Source organism: Botrimarina colliarenosi (assembly GCF_007859955.1).
GTDB classification, from domain to species: Bacteria; Planctomycetota; Planctomycetia; order Pirellulales; family Lacipirellulaceae; genus Botrimarina; species Botrimarina colliarenosi.
The window spans coordinates 495,340-512,458 of record NZ_SJPR01000003.1 but is presented as its reverse complement, the minus strand read 5'-3'; the positions used below and the strand labels follow the sequence as shown (position 1 = coordinate 512,458).

Annotated in this window: 13 protein-coding genes; 7 read left to right on the top strand and 6 right to left on the bottom strand. The window is 65.8% G+C overall.

The window, feature by feature from the left end; translation table 11 throughout:
• Nucleotides 1-90: 90 nt before the first annotated feature.
• The gene (locus tag Pla108_RS13745; RefSeq protein ID WP_197526545.1) at nt 91-1,473 is read left to right on the top strand and encodes a cytochrome P450; all 1,383 of its coding nucleotides are present in this window, start codon (nt 91-93) and stop codon (nt 1,471-1,473) included.
• A 45-nt stretch (nt 1,474-1,518) separates the two neighbouring features.
• Here Pla108_RS13745 and Pla108_RS13740 read toward each other — a convergent pair whose 3' ends face one another.
• Nucleotides 1,519-2,109: a GNAT family N-acetyltransferase gene (locus Pla108_RS13740; protein ID WP_146445523.1), complete on the bottom strand. Its 591-nt coding sequence runs from the start codon at nt 2,107-2,109 to the stop codon at nt 1,519-1,521.
• A gap of 97 nt (nt 2,110-2,206) precedes the next feature.
• Here Pla108_RS13740 and Pla108_RS13735 point away from each other — a divergent pair, with 97 nt between their 5' ends.
• Complete coding sequence (locus tag Pla108_RS13735; RefSeq protein ID WP_146445522.1) at nt 2,207-2,698, top strand: hypothetical protein; 492 nt, start codon at nt 2,207-2,209, stop codon at nt 2,696-2,698.
• A 28-nt stretch (nt 2,699-2,726) separates the two neighbouring features.
• On the opposite strand, the gene Pla108_RS13730 is transcribed toward Pla108_RS13735, so the two are convergent.
• Nucleotides 2,727-3,752: a DUF1559 family PulG-like putative transporter gene (locus tag Pla108_RS13730; RefSeq protein ID WP_197526544.1), complete on the bottom strand. Its 1,026-nt coding sequence runs from the start codon at nt 3,750-3,752 to the stop codon at nt 2,727-2,729.
• A gap of 311 nt (nt 3,753-4,063) precedes the next feature.
• Nucleotides 4,064-4,477 (bottom strand): VanZ family protein, encoded by a 414-nt coding sequence (locus tag Pla108_RS13725; RefSeq protein WP_146445520.1) that lies wholly within the window; start codon nt 4,475-4,477, stop codon nt 4,064-4,066.
• Nucleotides 4,478-4,670: 193 nt separating this feature from the next.
• Here Pla108_RS13725 and uvrB point away from each other — a divergent pair, with 193 nt between their 5' ends.
• The 5 genes from uvrB (at nt 4,671) to Pla108_RS13700 (ending at nt 10,510) form a co-directional block, all read left to right on the top strand.
• A complete protein-coding gene (uvrB, locus tag Pla108_RS13720) occupies nt 4,671-6,749 on the top strand; it encodes an excinuclease ABC subunit UvrB (protein WP_146445519.1) in 2,079 nt (692 codons plus the stop codon).
• Between the two features lie 192 nt (nt 6,750-6,941).
• On the top strand, nt 6,942-7,676 hold the full coding sequence (locus Pla108_RS13715) for a hypothetical protein (RefSeq protein ID WP_146445518.1): 735 nt from the start codon (nt 6,942-6,944) through the stop codon (nt 7,674-7,676).
• Between the two features lie 171 nt (nt 7,677-7,847).
• Nucleotides 7,848-8,312, top strand: a complete 465-nt coding sequence (locus Pla108_RS13710) for a DUF1569 domain-containing protein (protein WP_146445517.1) — start codon at nt 7,848-7,850, stop codon at nt 8,310-8,312.
• A gap of 112 nt (nt 8,313-8,424) precedes the next feature.
• Entirely contained in the window at nt 8,425-9,363 is a 939-nt protein-coding gene (locus Pla108_RS13705) for a homocysteine S-methyltransferase family protein (protein WP_146445516.1), read from the top strand.
• A gap of 22 nt (nt 9,364-9,385) precedes the next feature.
• Nucleotides 9,386-10,510, top strand: coding sequence for an SGNH/GDSL hydrolase family protein (locus Pla108_RS13700; protein WP_197526543.1), 1,125 nt, complete (start codon nt 9,386-9,388; stop codon nt 10,508-10,510).
• Nucleotides 10,511-10,535: 25 nt separating this feature from the next.
• Here the strand turns inward: Pla108_RS13700 and Pla108_RS13695 are convergent, their stop codons facing one another.
• The 3 genes from Pla108_RS13695 to Pla108_RS13685 form a co-directional block, all read right to left on the bottom strand.
• Nucleotides 10,536-12,455: a metallophosphoesterase gene (locus Pla108_RS13695; RefSeq protein WP_197526542.1), complete on the bottom strand. Its 1,920-nt coding sequence runs from the start codon at nt 12,453-12,455 to the stop codon at nt 10,536-10,538.
• A 268-nt stretch (nt 12,456-12,723) separates the two neighbouring features.
• A complete protein-coding gene (locus Pla108_RS13690; RefSeq protein ID WP_146445513.1) occupies nt 12,724-14,196 on the bottom strand; it encodes a DUF1501 domain-containing protein in 1,473 nt (490 codons plus the stop codon).
• An 8-nt stretch (nt 14,197-14,204) separates the two neighbouring features.
• Nucleotides 14,205-17,093, bottom strand: coding sequence for a PSD1 and planctomycete cytochrome C domain-containing protein (locus Pla108_RS13685; RefSeq protein WP_146445512.1), 2,889 nt, complete (start codon nt 17,091-17,093; stop codon nt 14,205-14,207).
• Nucleotides 17,094-17,119: the final 26 nt, after the last annotated feature.

The following is a 17,119-nucleotide window of genomic DNA, read 5'->3' as shown; positions in this document are numbered from 1 at the left end:
AGGCTCCGGTCGCCTCTGATGCCCGTTTCTCCGACTGCGAATCGCGCTGCCGATACGCCAATCGCCCCCCCCCTCACGGAGGGGAGTTTGGTGGCGTTTAGTCGTGACCTGATGGGGGGGCTGTTCCAGCTGCACCGCGATCACGGGCCGATCGCCGCGCTCCGCGACCAGGAGGCCGGCCAGATGGTCGTCTGCCTGTTCGACCCCGAGTACAACAAGCAGGTGCTCAGCCGAGCCGACCGGTTCCAGGCGCGGTTCTTCGGCATCCGCGGCCCCAAGCGCTCGAGTCAGCGTCGCGTCACGTGCGGCCTCTTGGCCATGAACGGCGAGCAGCACAAGCGCAACCGCCGGATGGTCAAAGAGCCGTTCGGCCCCAAGGCGATCGCCGCCTACCGGCCGACGATCGAGCAGTTGGCCCGCGAAGAGTCGGCCCAGTGGCGCGACGGCGAGGCGTTCGACTTCAACCAGGCGATGATCCGCTACATGCTGCGGGTCACCAGCCGGCTGCTGTTCGGGCTCGACGAGCCGACGCTCGCCTACGAACTGGGTGAGCAGATCGCCGAGTGGGTGACGCTCAACCACGAGTTGGGGATCGGCGCCCTGGTTTCGACGCCCGAGTTCCACGCCGGCTACGAGGGGCTCCTCGAGTTCGCCAAGGGACTCGAGTCGAACGTCATGCGGCTCATCCGCCGCCGTCAGAACGACCCCGACCCCAACGCCCACGACGTGCTCTCGCTGCTCGTCCGCTCGCACGACGCCGAAGGGGGCCTCGCCGACGAAGAGCTCGTCGGCCAGTGCTGTGTGCTGTTCGCCGCGGCGCACATGACGACGGCCCACTCGTTCAGCTGGACCACCTTCCTGCTCGCCCAGCACCCCGAGGTGATGCAGACCCTTTGGGACCAGATCCACGCCGGCACGGCCGACGATCCCCACCCGGCCGGCGGGCCGTCGCTGCTAGAGCGGATCATCAAAGAGGCGATGCGGGTGCTCCCCGCCTCCGCGTACTCGGTGCGGATGAACATCGAGCGCGAACAGCTCGGCCCGCTCGACCTGCCGCCGGGGACGCCGATCGTCTTCACGCCGCTGGTGACGCACCGCCTTGAGTCGTCGTTCGACGACCCGCAGCGGTTTACGCCCGACCGCTGGCTGACGATCAACCCGTCGCCCTACGCGTACCACCCGTTCGGCGCCGGCCCGCGGCGCTGCATCGGCGGGCCGCTGGCGATGGAAGTGCTGCGGACGTCGCTGCCGATCTTCCTGCGGGATTGGCGCCTGAGCGTCGTCGCCGGCGCCGAGGTGACGGCCGAAGTGAAGTCGACGATGCTCAATCCGCGCAACGGCGTGCCGATGATCGCCGAGCGCCACACCACGACCGGCGGCTGCGGCGGCTTTCACTCGAGTCTGGTCACGGGAAACGTCACCGAGTTGGTGGACCTCCCGGCCCCCACCGCGTCGCCCCGCAACCCGCGCTGACGGCGCTGGCGGAGCCCTTCGTGACGCCCACTCCCGGCGCCGTCTCTACATCAAGTCATCCCGGACTTGCGCATAGATCCGGCAGTCTTGCGGTTCGCTTCCCCTTTGCGGCATTACGAATCGCCGACGCAACGTCCCTTCGAGACGCAGTCCGCCCTTTTCCAAGACGCGGTGCGATCCGACGTTCTCGACGTGAGCCAGCGCCTGGAGCCGCCACGTTCGGTCGTCTTTCCAGACACATTTTGTCACCGCGAGCAGCGCTTCGGTCATCACGCCTTGCCCCCACCAACGTCGTTCGAGGACGTATCCAAGCGCAACGATTTGCCCCTCGCCAAAGGTCGTGATCATGCCACTCGGGAGCGTTTCACCGGCAACGCAGATCGCCCAATGCTGATCCCGATTCTTTTCCTCCGGACTGACAATTCTGGCCAGGAACTCGCGCGTATCACGGACCGAAGCGTGCGTCTTCCACGACAGGAATCGTGTCGCCTGCGGGTCGCTCGCATAGCGGTCGAAGTTCGCCTGGGCGTCTACCAGCCGCGGCGGGCGCAGCACGAGGCGATCGGTTGTGAGGGTCGCAGGGAACACGCCGGCCTCCGGGTAGGGATGATCGGCCTCAGGGACCGATCGCGCCATCCACGGGTTCGCCTTTTTTGAGCCGGGCGGACGGCCTGATTAGCGTGGAGATATCGGCCCGCGGGTGGGCCGCCACTCCTCCGATCGGCTCCCTGTCATGCGATACGCCCTCCTCGCCCTCCTGCTGTCGGCCTCGGTCTCAATCGCTTCGGCACACGAAAACCAGTGTTACGAGTGCGGCGGCGACTCGCTCGCCTCGGCCCGCGCAGCGCAAGTCGCCGCGATGGAGCAACGACTCTACCGCCGCTTCGAGCACCCGGCCCGGATGCGCCGGATCCGCGCCGAGATCGCTTACGCCGAGGCGCGGATCGCCTCGCTACGCCGACTGCAGTCGCAATACGACCGGGTTAACCGGTTCGGCACCGGCAACGCCCTCACGATGTCGGCCGAGCAGGTGCGGCTCGACCTCTTGCGTAAGGACATGGTGCTCCGCGACCTCCGTGACCAGCTGATTCTTGAGCAACGCTATTACCGTCAAGCGCGGATCGACAACGCCGCGACCGCGTCGTACGCCACGCAGCGCATCACGGCGCATGTCGCCGTCACGCCCGAGGCGGGCGAGCCGACGATCACGATCGTCAATCACTGAGAAGCGTCGCGAGCCAGCCGGCAACGAATCACTGCTCGCTAACCACTTCGCCGCCGTCGCGCGATCCCATCGCTAGGTAAACGTCCATGTCGACGTCATCGGCCACGCCACGGACGCTGCCGTCGCCGAAGACGAAGTGAACGTTCCCCGGGTGGAAGCTGCCGAACGGTAGGTTGTTGTAGCGGATCGACTTCTCCGCCCCGGCCGGGAGCGCCGGCCGGTCTTCCTCCAGGTGGAGCCGGTAATACCCAACTTTATCGAGGTCGGCGTTCGGCGGGATGCGGCGGTCGAAGTTCTTCGCCGAGCTGACCGCGGTCTTCATCTGCGGACCCCGCGGCGCCCCGGGGGCGCTCGGGTTGTCGTTCGTGCTGTAGTAGCTGCCGAACGTCCACGTGCGGAGTTGGTACCAGCGCTCGCCGATCATCGCCGTCTTGCTGAGCCCGTCGGTCACACGGCGGAGCGGCGTGAGCATGTCGACGACTAAGAGGCCGTCCAGGTTCACCGGGCCGAAGTCGCCGCTGACGTTGTCCTCGTCTCCCACGCAACGATCGCCGCGCGACTTCAGGCACTCGGTGACGCCCGACCGACTGAAGTAAGAACCAAGCACGCCGGCGTAGGACATGACGCGCATGTAGTCGTACTTCCGACCACGCACGTTCTCGATCTCCGGATCACTCGGGCAGCTGTACTGCGCCAGCGCGATGCTGTTCGCCAGCTCGAGGGTCTCGGCGTCTTCCGCGTAGTTCGAGCGGATGTCGGCGGCGACCGAGGTCTCTTCGAGGAAGGGCAGGATATAGACCTGCCAGCCGAGGCCGTTCAGCCGCGTAGCGGGAGAGTTCGACGACGCGGGGGGCAAGCCGTTGCGGGCCGACTCGTAGTTCAGGCACGCCAAGCCGATCTGCTTGAGGTTGTTCTGGCACTGGTTGCGCCGGGCCGCCTCGCGAGCGGCCTGGATTGCTGGCAGGAGCAAGGCGACCAAGATTCCGATGATCGCCACCACAACGAGGAGCTCGACGAGCGTGAAGCCAGCGACTCTGCGACGTGAGATCAGCACAATAATTATTCCGGGGGTGGACGCGACGACGAGCAGGGCTCGTCGCGGCGAGGGGCACAAACGGCGTACCCTCCAGGATATCGGGCCGGCTGAGACGGGGGACACCCGTTAAGCCACCCAATTGCGCGTCCGTCTCTCCCGATTTTGTCCGCTGATTCGGCTAGCCGTTTCCTATCGCTAGCTAGCTGAAAAGAACCGCGAAACCCCTGCGCATTCCCCCCTTCCAAACCGTCGGTCCGTGTCGGACACGTTCTGGGGACTCCGTCTTGGCTCGGGATGCCATGGGGCCTAGCTCGGGATGCGATGCGGTCCTAGCTCGGGATGCCATGGGGGCGCACAAAATTATGCCGCCGCCACCCCAGTCGCACGCTCCGGATCTCCATAAGCCAAGCTAATAGCGAAGCGGTCAGGGCGCCCAAAAAGTCGGCAGCGAGGTCGCCGTACGAGCAAGTCCTGTGCGGTGTCAGCGCATTGCTGGCCTCCTCGACGGAGCTCAACAGCATCGTGATCGCAATGCTCATTAGCAGGCTGATCTCGGCCTGCCAGCCGGCACGCCACATTGCCCGCGCTAAGACCACGGTGAACACGCCGACGATCGCAAAGTGAACAACTTTGTCGCCGATATACGTGTTCCCCCAGAAAACGGGGATGTCGTGGGGGGCCCCGAAGTTGGCGGCAATCGCCCAGATCCCGGCCATCAGTGAGTAGGCAACTAGCAAGTACATCGCGCGGCTGCTCCGAGGGCCTCTTCTCGCCCCCACCACAGGGGACGACTGGACCGATCTAAGCGAATGGCGCGCCACATCGAGATCCAAGCCGCACTTGCCGCCGATTTGGGGCGGCGAGGGGCTAACCAGCGGCGGGGGGATGGGGTTCAATCGGGGGTTCGCCCGACCGCATCAATCACCCCCCGGTCCGATGCCAAAGTTCCAGCTCACCAGCGACTTCCTGCCCGCCGGCGATCAGCCCGCCGCGATCAAGTCGCTCGTCGAAGGCCTCAAGGCCGACAAGCGCGAGCAGTGCCTCATGGGCGTCACCGGCAGCGGCAAGACGTTCACCATGGCGAACATCATCCAGGAGCTGCAGCGGCCCGCCCTGGTCCTGTCGCACAACAAGACGCTCGCCGCCCAGCTCTACAGCGAGTTCAAGGAGTTCTTCCCCAACAACGCGGTTAGCTACTTCGTCAGCTACTACGACTACTACCAGCCCGAGGCCTACATCCCGCAGCGCGACATTTACATCGAGAAGGACGCCTCGATCAATGAAGAGATTGACCGCATGCGGTTGGCGACCACCAGCTCGCTCGTCAGCCGCCGCGACACGATCGTCGTGGCGAGCGTCTCGTGCATCTATGGCCTCGGCTCTCCCGAAGACTACAAGGCGATGATGGTCGGCCTAGCGGTCGGCGACATCGTCGACCGCGACGAAGTCTTGGCGAAGCTGATCGACATCCAGTACGACCGCAACGACACCGACCCGGAGCGCAGCAAGTTCCGCGTCCGCGGCGACTCGGTCGAGGTCTGGCCCGCCTACGAAGAGTTCGCCTACCGCATCGAGTTCTGGGGCGACGAGGTCGAGAAGCTCTCGATCATCAACCCCACTAGCGGCCAGGCGGTCGACCACCTGCAGCAGATCTACATCTATCCGGCCAAGCACTTCGTCTTGCCCGAAGAGCGGATCGCCAAGGCGATCGACCAGATCAAGCTCGAGCTGTCGGGCCGTCTCGAGTTCTTCAAGACCGAGGGCAAGCTGCTCGAGGCGCAACGCCTGTCGGCCCGCACGCGCTACGACATCGAGATGATGCTCGAGATGGGCTACTGCCCCGGCATCGAGAACTACTCGGCCCCACTGTCGGGCAAGGCGCCCGGCGAACCGCCCAACACGCTGTTCGACTTCTTCCCGAAGGACTACCTGCTCTTCGTCGACGAGAGCCACGCCACCGTCAGCCAGGTCGGCGCCATGTACAACGGCGACCGGGCCCGCAAGACAACGCTCGTCGAGCACGGCTTTAGGTTGCCCAGCGCGCTCGACAACCGCCCGCTGAAGTTTGAGGAGTGGCAAGAGCGGATCGGGCAATGCGTTTACGTCAGCGCGACGCCCGCCGACTACGAGCTCGAGCGCTGCGGCGGCGAGGTGGTCGAGCAGATCGTCCGACCGACCGGCCTGCTCGACCCGGTCATCGAGCTCTCCCCCGCCCGCGGCCAGGTGCCGCACCTGCTGGAGCAGATCAAAGAGCGCGCCGCCGCCGGCGAGCGGGTGCTGGTGACAACGCTCACCAAGCGCCTCGCCGAGGACCTGTCGGCGTACCTCGTCGAGAGAGGAGTCCTCTGCAAATGGCTCCACTCCGAGCTTGACGCCTTTGAACGCGTCGAGCTGCTGCGTGACCTGCGGCTCGGCAAGTTCGACTGCCTGGTGGGCGTCAACCTGCTGCGGGAAGGGCTCGACCTTCCTGAGGTGTCGATGGTCGCCATCCTCGACGCCGACAAGGAGGGTTTCCTGCGGAGCGAGACCTCGCTGATGCAGACGATCGGCCGCGCCGCCCGAAACATCAACAGCAAGGTGATCCTCTACGCCGACAAAGTCACCAAGAGCATGCAGAAGGCGATCGACGAAACCGAGCGCCGCCGCAAGCTGCAGCAGGAATACAACGAAGAGCACAACATCACACCGGAGACGATCAAGAAGGCGATCCGCCGCGGCATCGAGGCCGACGCCGACGCCCATCAGCGCGCCAACGCTGCGGTGGGCCGCGACGACGAGTCGCAGTACATCACCGAGGAGTACATCAACGAGCTCGAGAAGGAGATGTACGACGCGGCCGACCAGATGGAATTCGAACGGGCCGCGATCCTCCGCGACCGGATCGAAAAAATGCGCGAGTCGATCGGTCAGAGCATCAAATCGGTCGAGGCGGGCATCAAGTCCGCCGGCAAGAACCGCAAGGGCCGCCGCGGCACAAAGAAGGCCAAAGTGCCCCGGCCGAAAAAGGGCGTCTGAACCACTTAACGCTCACCATGCCGTGGGCAGGCCAGCCCTCGACGTCAGTCGGGGGACCGGCGTCAATCGGCGGGCGGTCCGCCATCAAAGAATCTCACGCAGAGGCGCAAAGGCGCAGAGCTGGCGTGGTGCGGACAACCTCCCTTCGGCTACGCTTCTGGGCGATGAACGCCCCCCAGGAAGGACCCGCTCATGCGCTGCCTCACGCTTCTGCTCGCCCTCACCCTCGCGGCCCCAGCAATCGGTGGCGTCGTCTCCCGCGATCTGTTCGAGCCGGGGGATGGGTTGCTGACTTACGATGACGTGAATCAGCGTGAGTGGTTGGAGCCTGCGGCGGCGACTTTGGTTGACTACACGCAAGAAGAATTTCTGTCCGATCTAGCAGAGGGCGGCGCCTACTCTGGCTTTCGATTCGCAACGCTTGACGACGTACGACGGCTTGCTGATTCCGCCGAGGCACCTTGGGGCGAATCTTGGTCTACTGCGACTCCGAGCGAGTCCTGGTCCTCGCCAGACCTGTCCGATCTATTCGAATGGAATGTACGCAGAGACTTCGGAATATCTCCCGGCGTCTCGGAAAGCACGCGATATGCGTACGGTTTAGTCGCGACCGAGAGCGGCTCCAGCGTGAAATCGCACACGTTCGACGGAACGAGTGTGTTTGTCATCCTTCCAAGCGAGATGGTAGTAGAACAAACACAAACAACGCTCGGATGGCTTTCTCCTTACCAAAGCGGGTTTGACCGCCAACCTGAGCAACGCGGGATAGCGTTCTATGCTACCGACGAGCCGTTCCAATCTGACTCGGGAGAACCTGTGCTAGCCTACTGGCTCTACCGCGACGCCGCCCCCGTCCCCGAACCCGCCGGGCTCTGCCTCGCCTTGGCCGCCTGCCTCGCTTCTTTGCGCCTTCGCGCCTTGGCGTGAGACCCACCCACGACTGCCGTCGTGGGCTCGCCGGTTAGTTGAGGTCGGCTCGTTTCTCTTCGTAAAGACTTCGCCTTGAGGCAAAACGTCGCGTGGCAATCTGTCACTTCTGTCGTTCACGGCGGTTGCCGATAGTTGCATCTGGGTCTTGTACGTCCTGGAGGTCTTTCGATGCCGAAGCTCCGTCGATTAAAGCTCGAATCGCTCGATCAAGTGATCGATGAAGTTACGCGTCTGCGCGACCACCCCTACTCTCGTGGCGGGCAGTGGAACCTTTCGCAGCTTTGTGAGCACCTGACCGGAACCATGCGGATCGGCCTCGACGGGTCGGTGAAGCCGTTCCCGTGGCTGCTGCGGGCGACTCTCGGCAACCTGATGTTCTGGCTGTTCGCCTCGCGGGTGGTCCGTGGCGTCAACGGAATGAAGACGCTGCCGCAACTCGAGCCGGCCCCGAGCGAGGCGGACGACCCCGAAGCCATCGAGCGGTGCCTTAGCACGCTGCGCGAAGCGCGCGACCGCCGCGAGCCGTTGCCCCCCTACCCCTTCACGACGTCGATCACCAACGACCGCTGGCGGCAGATGATGGTTGTCCACAGCCAGCACCACCTGGAGTTTCTCAAGCCGATCGCGGGCTGATCGACCCAGACGCTAGCGGCGCCTCCCGGAAGTTAGTGAAGAGGGAGAGACGTATCGGCTACACTCCGGCCTAGGATTGGACCCCTTGTCCCCGTGTCCCCCGGAGTCCGACATGCCCCGCTATCGCGACGCCCTTCCGCAGCTCAGTGGCAAGCCCGTTCTCACCGACGGTGGCCTCGAGACCGTGCTGGTCTTCCACGAGGGGATCGACTTGCCTTCGTTTGCGTCGTTTCCGGTGCTCCGCGAAGCCTCGGGCCGCGAGTTCTTGACGCGGTACTTCGACGGGTTTGTCGCTCTCGCCGGTAAGCATGGCGTCGCCATCGAGCTCGGCTCGGCGACCTGGCGGGCCAACCCCGATTGGGTCGCCTTGATCGACGGCTCGCCCGACGGCACCGCTGGGGTGAACCGCCAGGCGATCGATTTCATCGCCGACTACCGCGACAAGCTCGACGGCTCGACGCCGATTCCGATCTGCGGGGCGGTCGGGCCACGCGGCGACGGTTATATCGCCGACTCGGCCATGTCCCCCGACCAAGCGGCCGACTACCACGCCGTCCAGATCGAAGCGCTCGCATCGACCGAGGCGGACCTGATCACGGCGTTCACTCTCAACTACGTCGAGGAAGCGGTCGGCGTCGCCCGGGCGGCGGCGACCGCCGGCATCCCGGCGGCGATATCCTTCACCGTCGAGACCGACGGCCGGCTGCCAACCGGACAGCCGCTCGGTGACGCGATCCAACAAGTGGACGAAGCAACCAGTGCTGCGCCCGCCTACTATATGATTAACTGCGCGCACCCAACTCACTTCGCCGGGGTGCTCGACACCGAGGCCCCTTGGGTCACGCGGCTGCGGGGGCTACGGGCGAACGCCTCGATGATGAGCCATGCCGATTTGGAAGAAGCCACGGAACTCGACGAGGGAAACCCGGACGACCTCGGCCGGCGAATCCGCTCCGTGCGTGACCGCCTGCCGCACCTGTCGGTGCTCGGCGGCTGTTGTGGGACCGATATCCGCCACATCGCCGCCATCGCCAATGCTTGCCTCAGTTGATCAACCCCCACGAGGAGCTCGGATGCTCAGTCGCGTGCTCGCCATCGTCGCCCTGTCGCTCGCCACTGTAACGGCAGACGCCGGCCCCTACACCGACCTCATCGTCTTCGGCGACAGCCTCTCGGACGTCGGCAACACGGCGGCCGCAACGTTCGGCATCCAGCCGGGTTCGAACTACTACCAAGGCCGCTTCAGCAACGGGCCGGTCTACGCCGAACACCTCGCCACGGGACTGGGTCTCGGCACGCTGACACGCGACGCGCTCGGGGGCGACGACTTCGCGTACGGCGGCGCCGAGACCAACGGGCCCGGCGGCTTCGAGGGCCTCTTCCTCAACTCGTTGGTCGAGCAGGTCGACGATTACCTCGACCGGCTCGAAGGCATGACGCCCGATCCGCAGACGCTCTTTGTCGTGTTTATCGGCGCCAACGACTTTATCCGTGGCGGGCAAACCAATGTCACCATCCCTGCGAATGTGGTGCAGACCCAGCTCGGGCGGCTTATCAACGCCGGCGCCAGTCAGTTCTTGGGGATCAATCTGCCGCTGCTCGGGCTGACGCCCCAGTACAACACCGACCCCGCCGTTTCGCAGACGTTTAGCAATCGGTCCCGTTCTTACAATGCGGCTCTCGAAGGGGTTTACGAGGGGGTTGAGTCCGGGAACCCCGGCGTGACGATCCACCGGCTCGATGTTGCGAGCCTGTTTAGTGGGTTCCTTGAGGATGCGGCGTCGCTCGGCTTCGTCAACACCACGCAGGCGGGGCGCGACGCGTCCGGCGGGTCGCTCGATGGCGCCCCGGGCTATGTCTTTTGGGACGGCGTCCACCCGACGCGCGAGCTGCACGCTCTGCTCGGCGAAGCGGCAATTCGGGCGGTGCTGCCCGCAGGAGACTACGACCGCGACGGCGTTCTCGCGGCCGTCGACTACGACGCCTGGAACGAGGCCTACGGAACCGCGTTCAACGCCTTCGCCGGTCAGACGCCCTCCCTCGCCGCCGACGGCAACGGCGACGGCCGAGTGGACGCGGCCGACTACACGCTGTGGCGTGATTTGCTGGCGACGACGTTGGTCGCGATTCCCGAACCCGCAACGATGCTCTTCGTTTACGTCGCGATGATCGGCCTCGTGCAGAGACCGCGTGGCTAAACGCCCGAGGCTAGCTCCTTCGGCGTCAGTCCTCCCGGACGAACTGCGCGAAGTTCGAGTTGCGGAATCGGACGTCGCTCGTGCCTCGCCAGACCACCTCGGTCGGCTCGCGGGTTGAGTCGTCGGCGTCGGTCTGGACGGCGGCGAGTTGGAAGGTCTCCCAGCGCTGGCCCCCTTGGAACCGCGCGAGCTCCTTCGCCGGGATCGATAGCTCGACGTCGTAGCCGGTCTCGGTCCGTCGGGCGGCGCCTTCGACCCCTTCGATCGCCTCGCGCCGCCGGCCGCGGCCTCGGAACGCGGTCACCTTGGCGTCGCCGCTCTCATCGGGGGCGCCAACCGCCACCCGCAGCGCGCCCCACTGCAGCGTCGGCTCGTCTCGACGCTGGGCGGCGGGGCGGGCGTCGAGGATCCACTGCAGGCGGTCCTTGCCGGGCACGATCTGTTCGTCGGTGACCCGCGCCATCAGCACGAGGCTGGCGCCGTCGTGACCGGCGGCGACTTTGAACGACGCGTCCGCCGGGCCGGTCCAGTCTTGGACGGCGCCCATCAGGACCGGATCGTCAGGCGTGGCGTACGAAAGCTCGGGCCACGGTTCGATGACGCCGTCAATCTCCGCCGACTCCGCAAGGAGCGGGCAGACATGCCGGCGGTCGATCACGACCGGGATCACCCGTTCGGCCGAGAGCGGCGCCGAGCCATCCTCCGGCTTGGTCCGCAGGGTCGCGGTGAAGGTCGCCCGGCGGAGCGTCTCGAATTGGATCGGCTCCTCGAAGCGGATGCGGACGTGCTGCTCCGCCTCGCCGACCGGCCCGACCGACAGCTTCAGCCCGTCGGGCTCGACGGTGAGGCCTCGCAGCGGCAAGCCATCGACGCGGCCTGACATCTCGACGAGCTCGCCGAACTCGTTGGAGAGTCGGACGCTGAGGCCCCCCTCGCTGAACGCGTTGTGGTCATCGACAAGGATGGGGGCGACCTCGACGCGGACCTTCCGGAGAAAATCGCTGAAGCGGGCCGCGCTCGACTCGGTGACAATGCCGGCGGGAAGGATGCCGTCGAGCCGTAGGTTCACCACCTGGGGGCCGTCGGCCTCCATCGTTAGCCACGTGACGTGGTCGAACTCGCCGTACTCGTTGCCGCGGAGCTGCGAGCCGCCGCCGGTGGTCCCCAGCGAATAATAATCACGGCCATTCCGCTGGTACTGCACGTAGTGATGCACGTGGCCGGCGAAGATCGTGTGGGGGCGATCGACCAGTAACTTCTCGACACGCCGCCAATTCGTGGGGTCGGAGTCGCCGTTCGCCTCGGCCCGCTCGGCGTAGGTCCAGAGCGGCTTGTGCAGGAAGACCAGCGTCCAGCGCGCGTCGGCGTGCTTCTCTAAGTCGTCACGCACGAACTCGATCTGCTCGTCGCTGATGTGCTGCTGGACCGGGTCCTCGCTGCAAAGACAGAGGAAGTGCACGCCGCGGTAATCGAACGAGTACCACTCTCGGCCGAACTGCTCGCGCCATTTCTTGTGCAGAACGGGGTTGGTGACATCGTGATTGCCGGCCACGAAGAAGAACCGCATCTGCATCTGGTCGATGAAGCCGAGGAACTCGCCCCATTCGCGTTCGATCTGCGAGAGGTCCTCGGTGTAGCCCTCGATGAGGTCGCCTACCGAGACGACGAATTCGGGGCGTAGCAGGTTGAGCTTCCGTACCGCGTCCATCCAAATGCCGGGCCGGTGGCCGCCGGTGCGGTCGGTCACGATCGCGATCTGGAAACGATCCGGATCATTCAAGAGCGGCTTATCGGACCACGGCTTGGGGCCATCAATGGCCGGCAAAGCGATGGCGGCAGGGAATTGAGCGCCCGGCGCGGCGGCTTCGTCGGCGTGCTCGTGCCCTTCGTGGGCGGCTGCGCTTGACGCGAACAGGCAAAGCGAGAGGCAGGCAAACTTCTTCATCATCGGTTGTCGTTCCGAGGGGGGCAAATCTCAGTGACGCTCGCACAAACTGTAGGAGGCCGCCGAATCTGTGGGAGGCGTCTCCCGACGCCGATTACGGTGTCCATTCCGCAGCGGCATGGAGCGCGTAATCGGCGTCGGGAGACGCCTCCCACAGATGGGATCGTTTCCAAGTCCCTGCGACCCTATGCGAGAACCCCTACCTCAGCAAGCATGGCTGCGCAGAAGGTGATGAAGCCTGCGTTAAGACCGCCGCGGAGGGGCGCCGTTAGGCGATCAAATCCTCGACAACCCGGGCCTTCTCGACGCTCGTCAGCTTCTGGTCGAGCCCCTGCAGCGGGTAGACGAGCTTCTCGTGGTCGAATCCCAACAGATGCAGGATGGTGGCGTGCAGGTCGCGCACCTCGACCGGCTGGGTCACGGGGCCGAAGCCGATCGGGTCGGTCTCGCCGTGCGAGTGGCCCCGCTTCACGCCGCCGCCCGCGAGCCAGATCGTGAACGCCTTGGCGTGGTGGTCGCGGCCGAGGAACGCCATCTCCTTGCCGCCCCGGTTTTCCCGCATCGGGGTGCGGCCAAACTCACCCGCCCAAATGACGAGGGTGTCTTCGAGCATCCCCCGATCTTCGAGGTCCGAAAGCAACGCGTGCATGGGGCGATCAATCTCACGCGCCTTCTTCGTTAGGCCCCTGTCGATCGACCCTTCCTCGCTGGTGCCGTGCATGTCCCAGCCCCAATCGAAGAGCTGCACGAAGCGGACGCCCCGCTCGGCGAGCCGCCGGGCGAGCAAACAGTTGTTGGCGAAGCTCTCCGCGCCCGGCGCGGCGCCGTACGCCTCGAGCGTCGTCGGCGACTCGTCGCCGAGGCTCATCGCGTCGGACGCCTCGAGCTGCATCCGGCAGGCCATCTCGTACTGGGCGATGCGAGTGATCGTCTCCGGATCGCCCCACTCGGCGTGGGTCGTCTGGTTGACGCGGTTGATCGCCTCGATGGTGCGTCGACGCAAATCCTGGCTGACGCCTTCGGGGTTCGAGAGGAACAGCACGGGGTCGCCGTGGCTGCGACACTGGACTCCCTGGTAGACGCTCGGCAGGTAACCACTCCCCCAGCCGGCTTGGCCGACGTCGGGCGCCTTCCCGCCGGAGAGGAGCACAACGAACCCGGGCAGGTTCTGGTTCTCACTCCCGAGACCGTAGGTGACCCACGATCCCATCGACGCGCCCCCCTGGCGGGCCAGCCCCGTATGGACGAGCAGCTGGGCGGGCGCATGATTGAACTGGTCGGTCGTCATGGTGTGGACAAACGTGACCCGGTCGACCGACTTGCGGAACTCGGGCAACCGGTCACTGACCCACAGGCCCGACTCGCCGGCGGGGGAAAACGGGTACTGCGGCCCCAGCAAGAGCGGCTCGCCACGCAGGAACGCGAAACGCTCGCCCGCCATCAACTCGGCGGGGCACTTCTGTCCGTTAAGACGCGCGAGCTCCGGCTTGTGCTCGAAGAGCTCGAACTGGCTCGGGGCGCCCGCCATGTGGAGGAAGATCACCCGCTTTGCTTTCGCGGCATAGTGCGGCAGACGTGGCGCCCAGGGCTGCGAGGGGTCGATCACGATCCGACCCGACGACGCCGACGCGTTCTTGCCCCCTAACCACAACGCCCCCAGACCCGCCATGCCGCCGGCGAGGAAGTGGCGACGCGTGACGTGTTGCGTCGTGCGGTGCTGGAGTTCTTGGCGAAGGTTCATACGGATCTCTATTTGGTCAACGCCGCGTCAAGATTTAGGATCACGTTGGCGACGACGGTCATTGCGAATCCCTCATCGATCGACTTGTCGGCGATCATCTCTTCGTTCAGCGCGACAAGTTCGTCGATCCCCGCCTCGGGGAGCGGACGCCCGGTGGCTTCCTTGGCGGCCCAGGCGATCCGATCGCGTGGCGTCTCCTCCGTGCGGGCGAGCATTCGGTCGGCAAGGGCCTCGGCTAGTTCGACGAAAGCCGGGTCGTTGAGCGTCACCAACGCCTGCAGCGGGGTGTTGGTCGTCGGCCGGAGGGCGGTGCATTGATCGCGACTGGGGGCGTCGAACGCCATCATGCTCGGGTAGGCTGCCGTCCGCTTCCAGTACGTGTAGAGCGCGCGGCGGAACCGCGCGGCGCCCTCGGCCGTCTCCCACTTTTGATTGTTGTAGACCGTCTTCCACACCCCCTCGGGTTGGAACGGCATAACGGGGGGTCCGCCGAGGCGTGGATTCAGCTTGCCCGAGACGACCAGCGCTTGGTCACGCACCATCTCCGCCCGCAACCGGCCACGGGGACCTCGAGCGAGAAGGCGGTTGGTGGGATCGCGTTTCACCAAGTCGGCTGAAACACGGGCATCCTGCCGGTAGGTCGCAGACAGCACCAACTCACGCAGCAGCCGCTTGAGACTCCACCCCATCTCACCCCGGAAGCGGGCGGCCAGATCGTCGAGCAACGCGGGGTGCGACGGCTCGGCGCCGGTCGATCCGAAGTCGGCGAGCGTCTCGACGAGGCCGGCGCCGAAGACCTCGGCCCAGACGCGGTTGACCATCACACGGGCGGTGAGGGGATTGTCGTCGGCGCTAAGCCAACGCCCCAGCTCCAACCGATCGCTGGCGGCGCCGGGCAGCGTGGTCGGCGTCCCCGGATCGACCTCTTCCTCGGGTGACAGCCAAGAACCCCGATCAAGGCGATAGGTCTTACGCCGTAGCGACACCGGCTGCTTAACGAGCACCGGCGTTGCGGTCGAAGCGATCGCCTTGCGGCGCGCCATCAGAGCCCCCTCTCGTTCGCGCAGGTCGCGGAGCGCCCTGTCGGAGGCGAGCTGGCCGATTGCGTCTTCCGACGTAGTCGAGACCCGCAGCCGCTGCATGACGAGCGGGCCTTGTCCGTCGGTCGCCATCTCGTGCTTGAGTTGCAGCCGGAGCCGCTCGCCTTCGCGGAGTTCAACGGGCGATTCGAAGACGAACGCCGCCCACCGGGGCCGGCGCATCCGGGTGTAGGGCCCCCAACCGGCGCTGTTGTCGCGGAGCGAATCGATCGGGCGGAAGAAGCCCTCGGTTTCGTCGGCGAGGACCTCGACGAGCATCAGCTCGACTTCCTGGGGTTCCTCGTCGGACGAAGTCGCTTGCGGGGACCGTTCTAAATAGACCCGGAAGTTGGAGAGAACGAACCCGTACTCGGGCGTCGCGATCGCTGTGTCAGGATCGAGCGGCGATGCGTCGATCCTCAGCGCCGCGATCGGACCCGCTGGGGCCGCCGCCGTCAGGGTGTAGGTCGAGCGGTCGGTCACGGTGCCGATCGCGGCGACTTCGGGCCCGTTCTCGGCGGTGCGGATATCGAGCCGCGTCTCGCCGGTCGACTCGGCGGTCTCGATCATCAACGGCTGCCAACGCTCGACTGGGCCGGCAGCCTCCTGCCCCCTTCTGAAAATCTGCTGGCGGACATCGCTGAGCCCGGCGTCGATAGCGGCCGCTTCCGACAACAGCGCCGGGTCGTCGGGGACGGCGACCTTCGGCCAGTCCTCCGCGAGGTCGGCGTCTTGCGTCGTGTTGAAGAGGCCGGCGAAGCGGTAGTAGTCCTTCTGCCAGAGAGGGTCGTACGGGTGGTCGTGACACCGGGCGCATCCCATGGTCATCCCCAGCACGCCTTGCCAGGTCGAGTCGACGCGGTCGACGATCGCCGCCCAGCGGAACTCCTCGTCGTCGGTGCCCCCCTCGGTGTTCGTCTGCGAGTTGCGGTGCAGCGCCGTGGCGAGCCGATCCTCGATCGTGGCGTTCTCGACCAAGTCGCCCGCCATCTGCTTGAGCAAGAACTCGTCGTACGGCAGGTCGGCGTTGAACGCACGGACGACCCAGTCGCGCCACGGCCAGATGTCGCGCGGCGGGTCGCGCTCGAATCCCATCGTGTCGGCGTAGCGCGCCAGGTCGAGCCAGACGCTCGCCCACCGCTCGCCGAAGTGGGGCGACGCCAAGAGACGGTCGACGACGCGTTCGTAAGCGCCCGCTGCGTGATCGGTCTCGAACAGCGTCCGCTCCGACTCGGTCGGCGGCAGACCGATGAGGTCAAACGTCACGCGCCGCAGCCACTGCGCGCGGTCGGCCTCGGTAGCCGGCGTGAGGCCTTCCGCTTCGAGCCGAGCGAAAACGTAGGGGTCGATGGCCGACTGTGACCACTCGTTTGCTGCGGGGGACGCCGGCGCTGGACGTCGCTGCGGATTGCGGAACGCCCAGGGGTCTTCCCAGTTCGCGCCCTGGTTGATCCAGCTACGGAGCGTCGCTAGTTCCTGCTCGTTGAGCCGTCGCCCGTGCTCGGCCGGCGGCATCCGGAAGTCGTCGTCGGGATCGGCGACCCGGTCGTACAAGTACGACGCCTCGTGGTCGCCCGGCTCGATGACCGGCATCCCCGAGTCGCCTTCGGCGAGCGCCTTCTCACGGGTGACGAAAGAGATCCCTCCGGCCTCTTTCACTCCCCCGTGGCACGCGAGGCAGTGCTCTACGAAGATCGGCCGGACTTGGTCGTTGAAGAGCACCTCGTTGAATTCGATAGCCGCGGGCTCGTCCGCAACGGCCACGGTGGCGGCGAAGATCAAGAATGCCGTCGCCGGAAGTCGCGTCGCGAGGGGCATAGGGCGGGGAGGGCGTGGCGTACGAA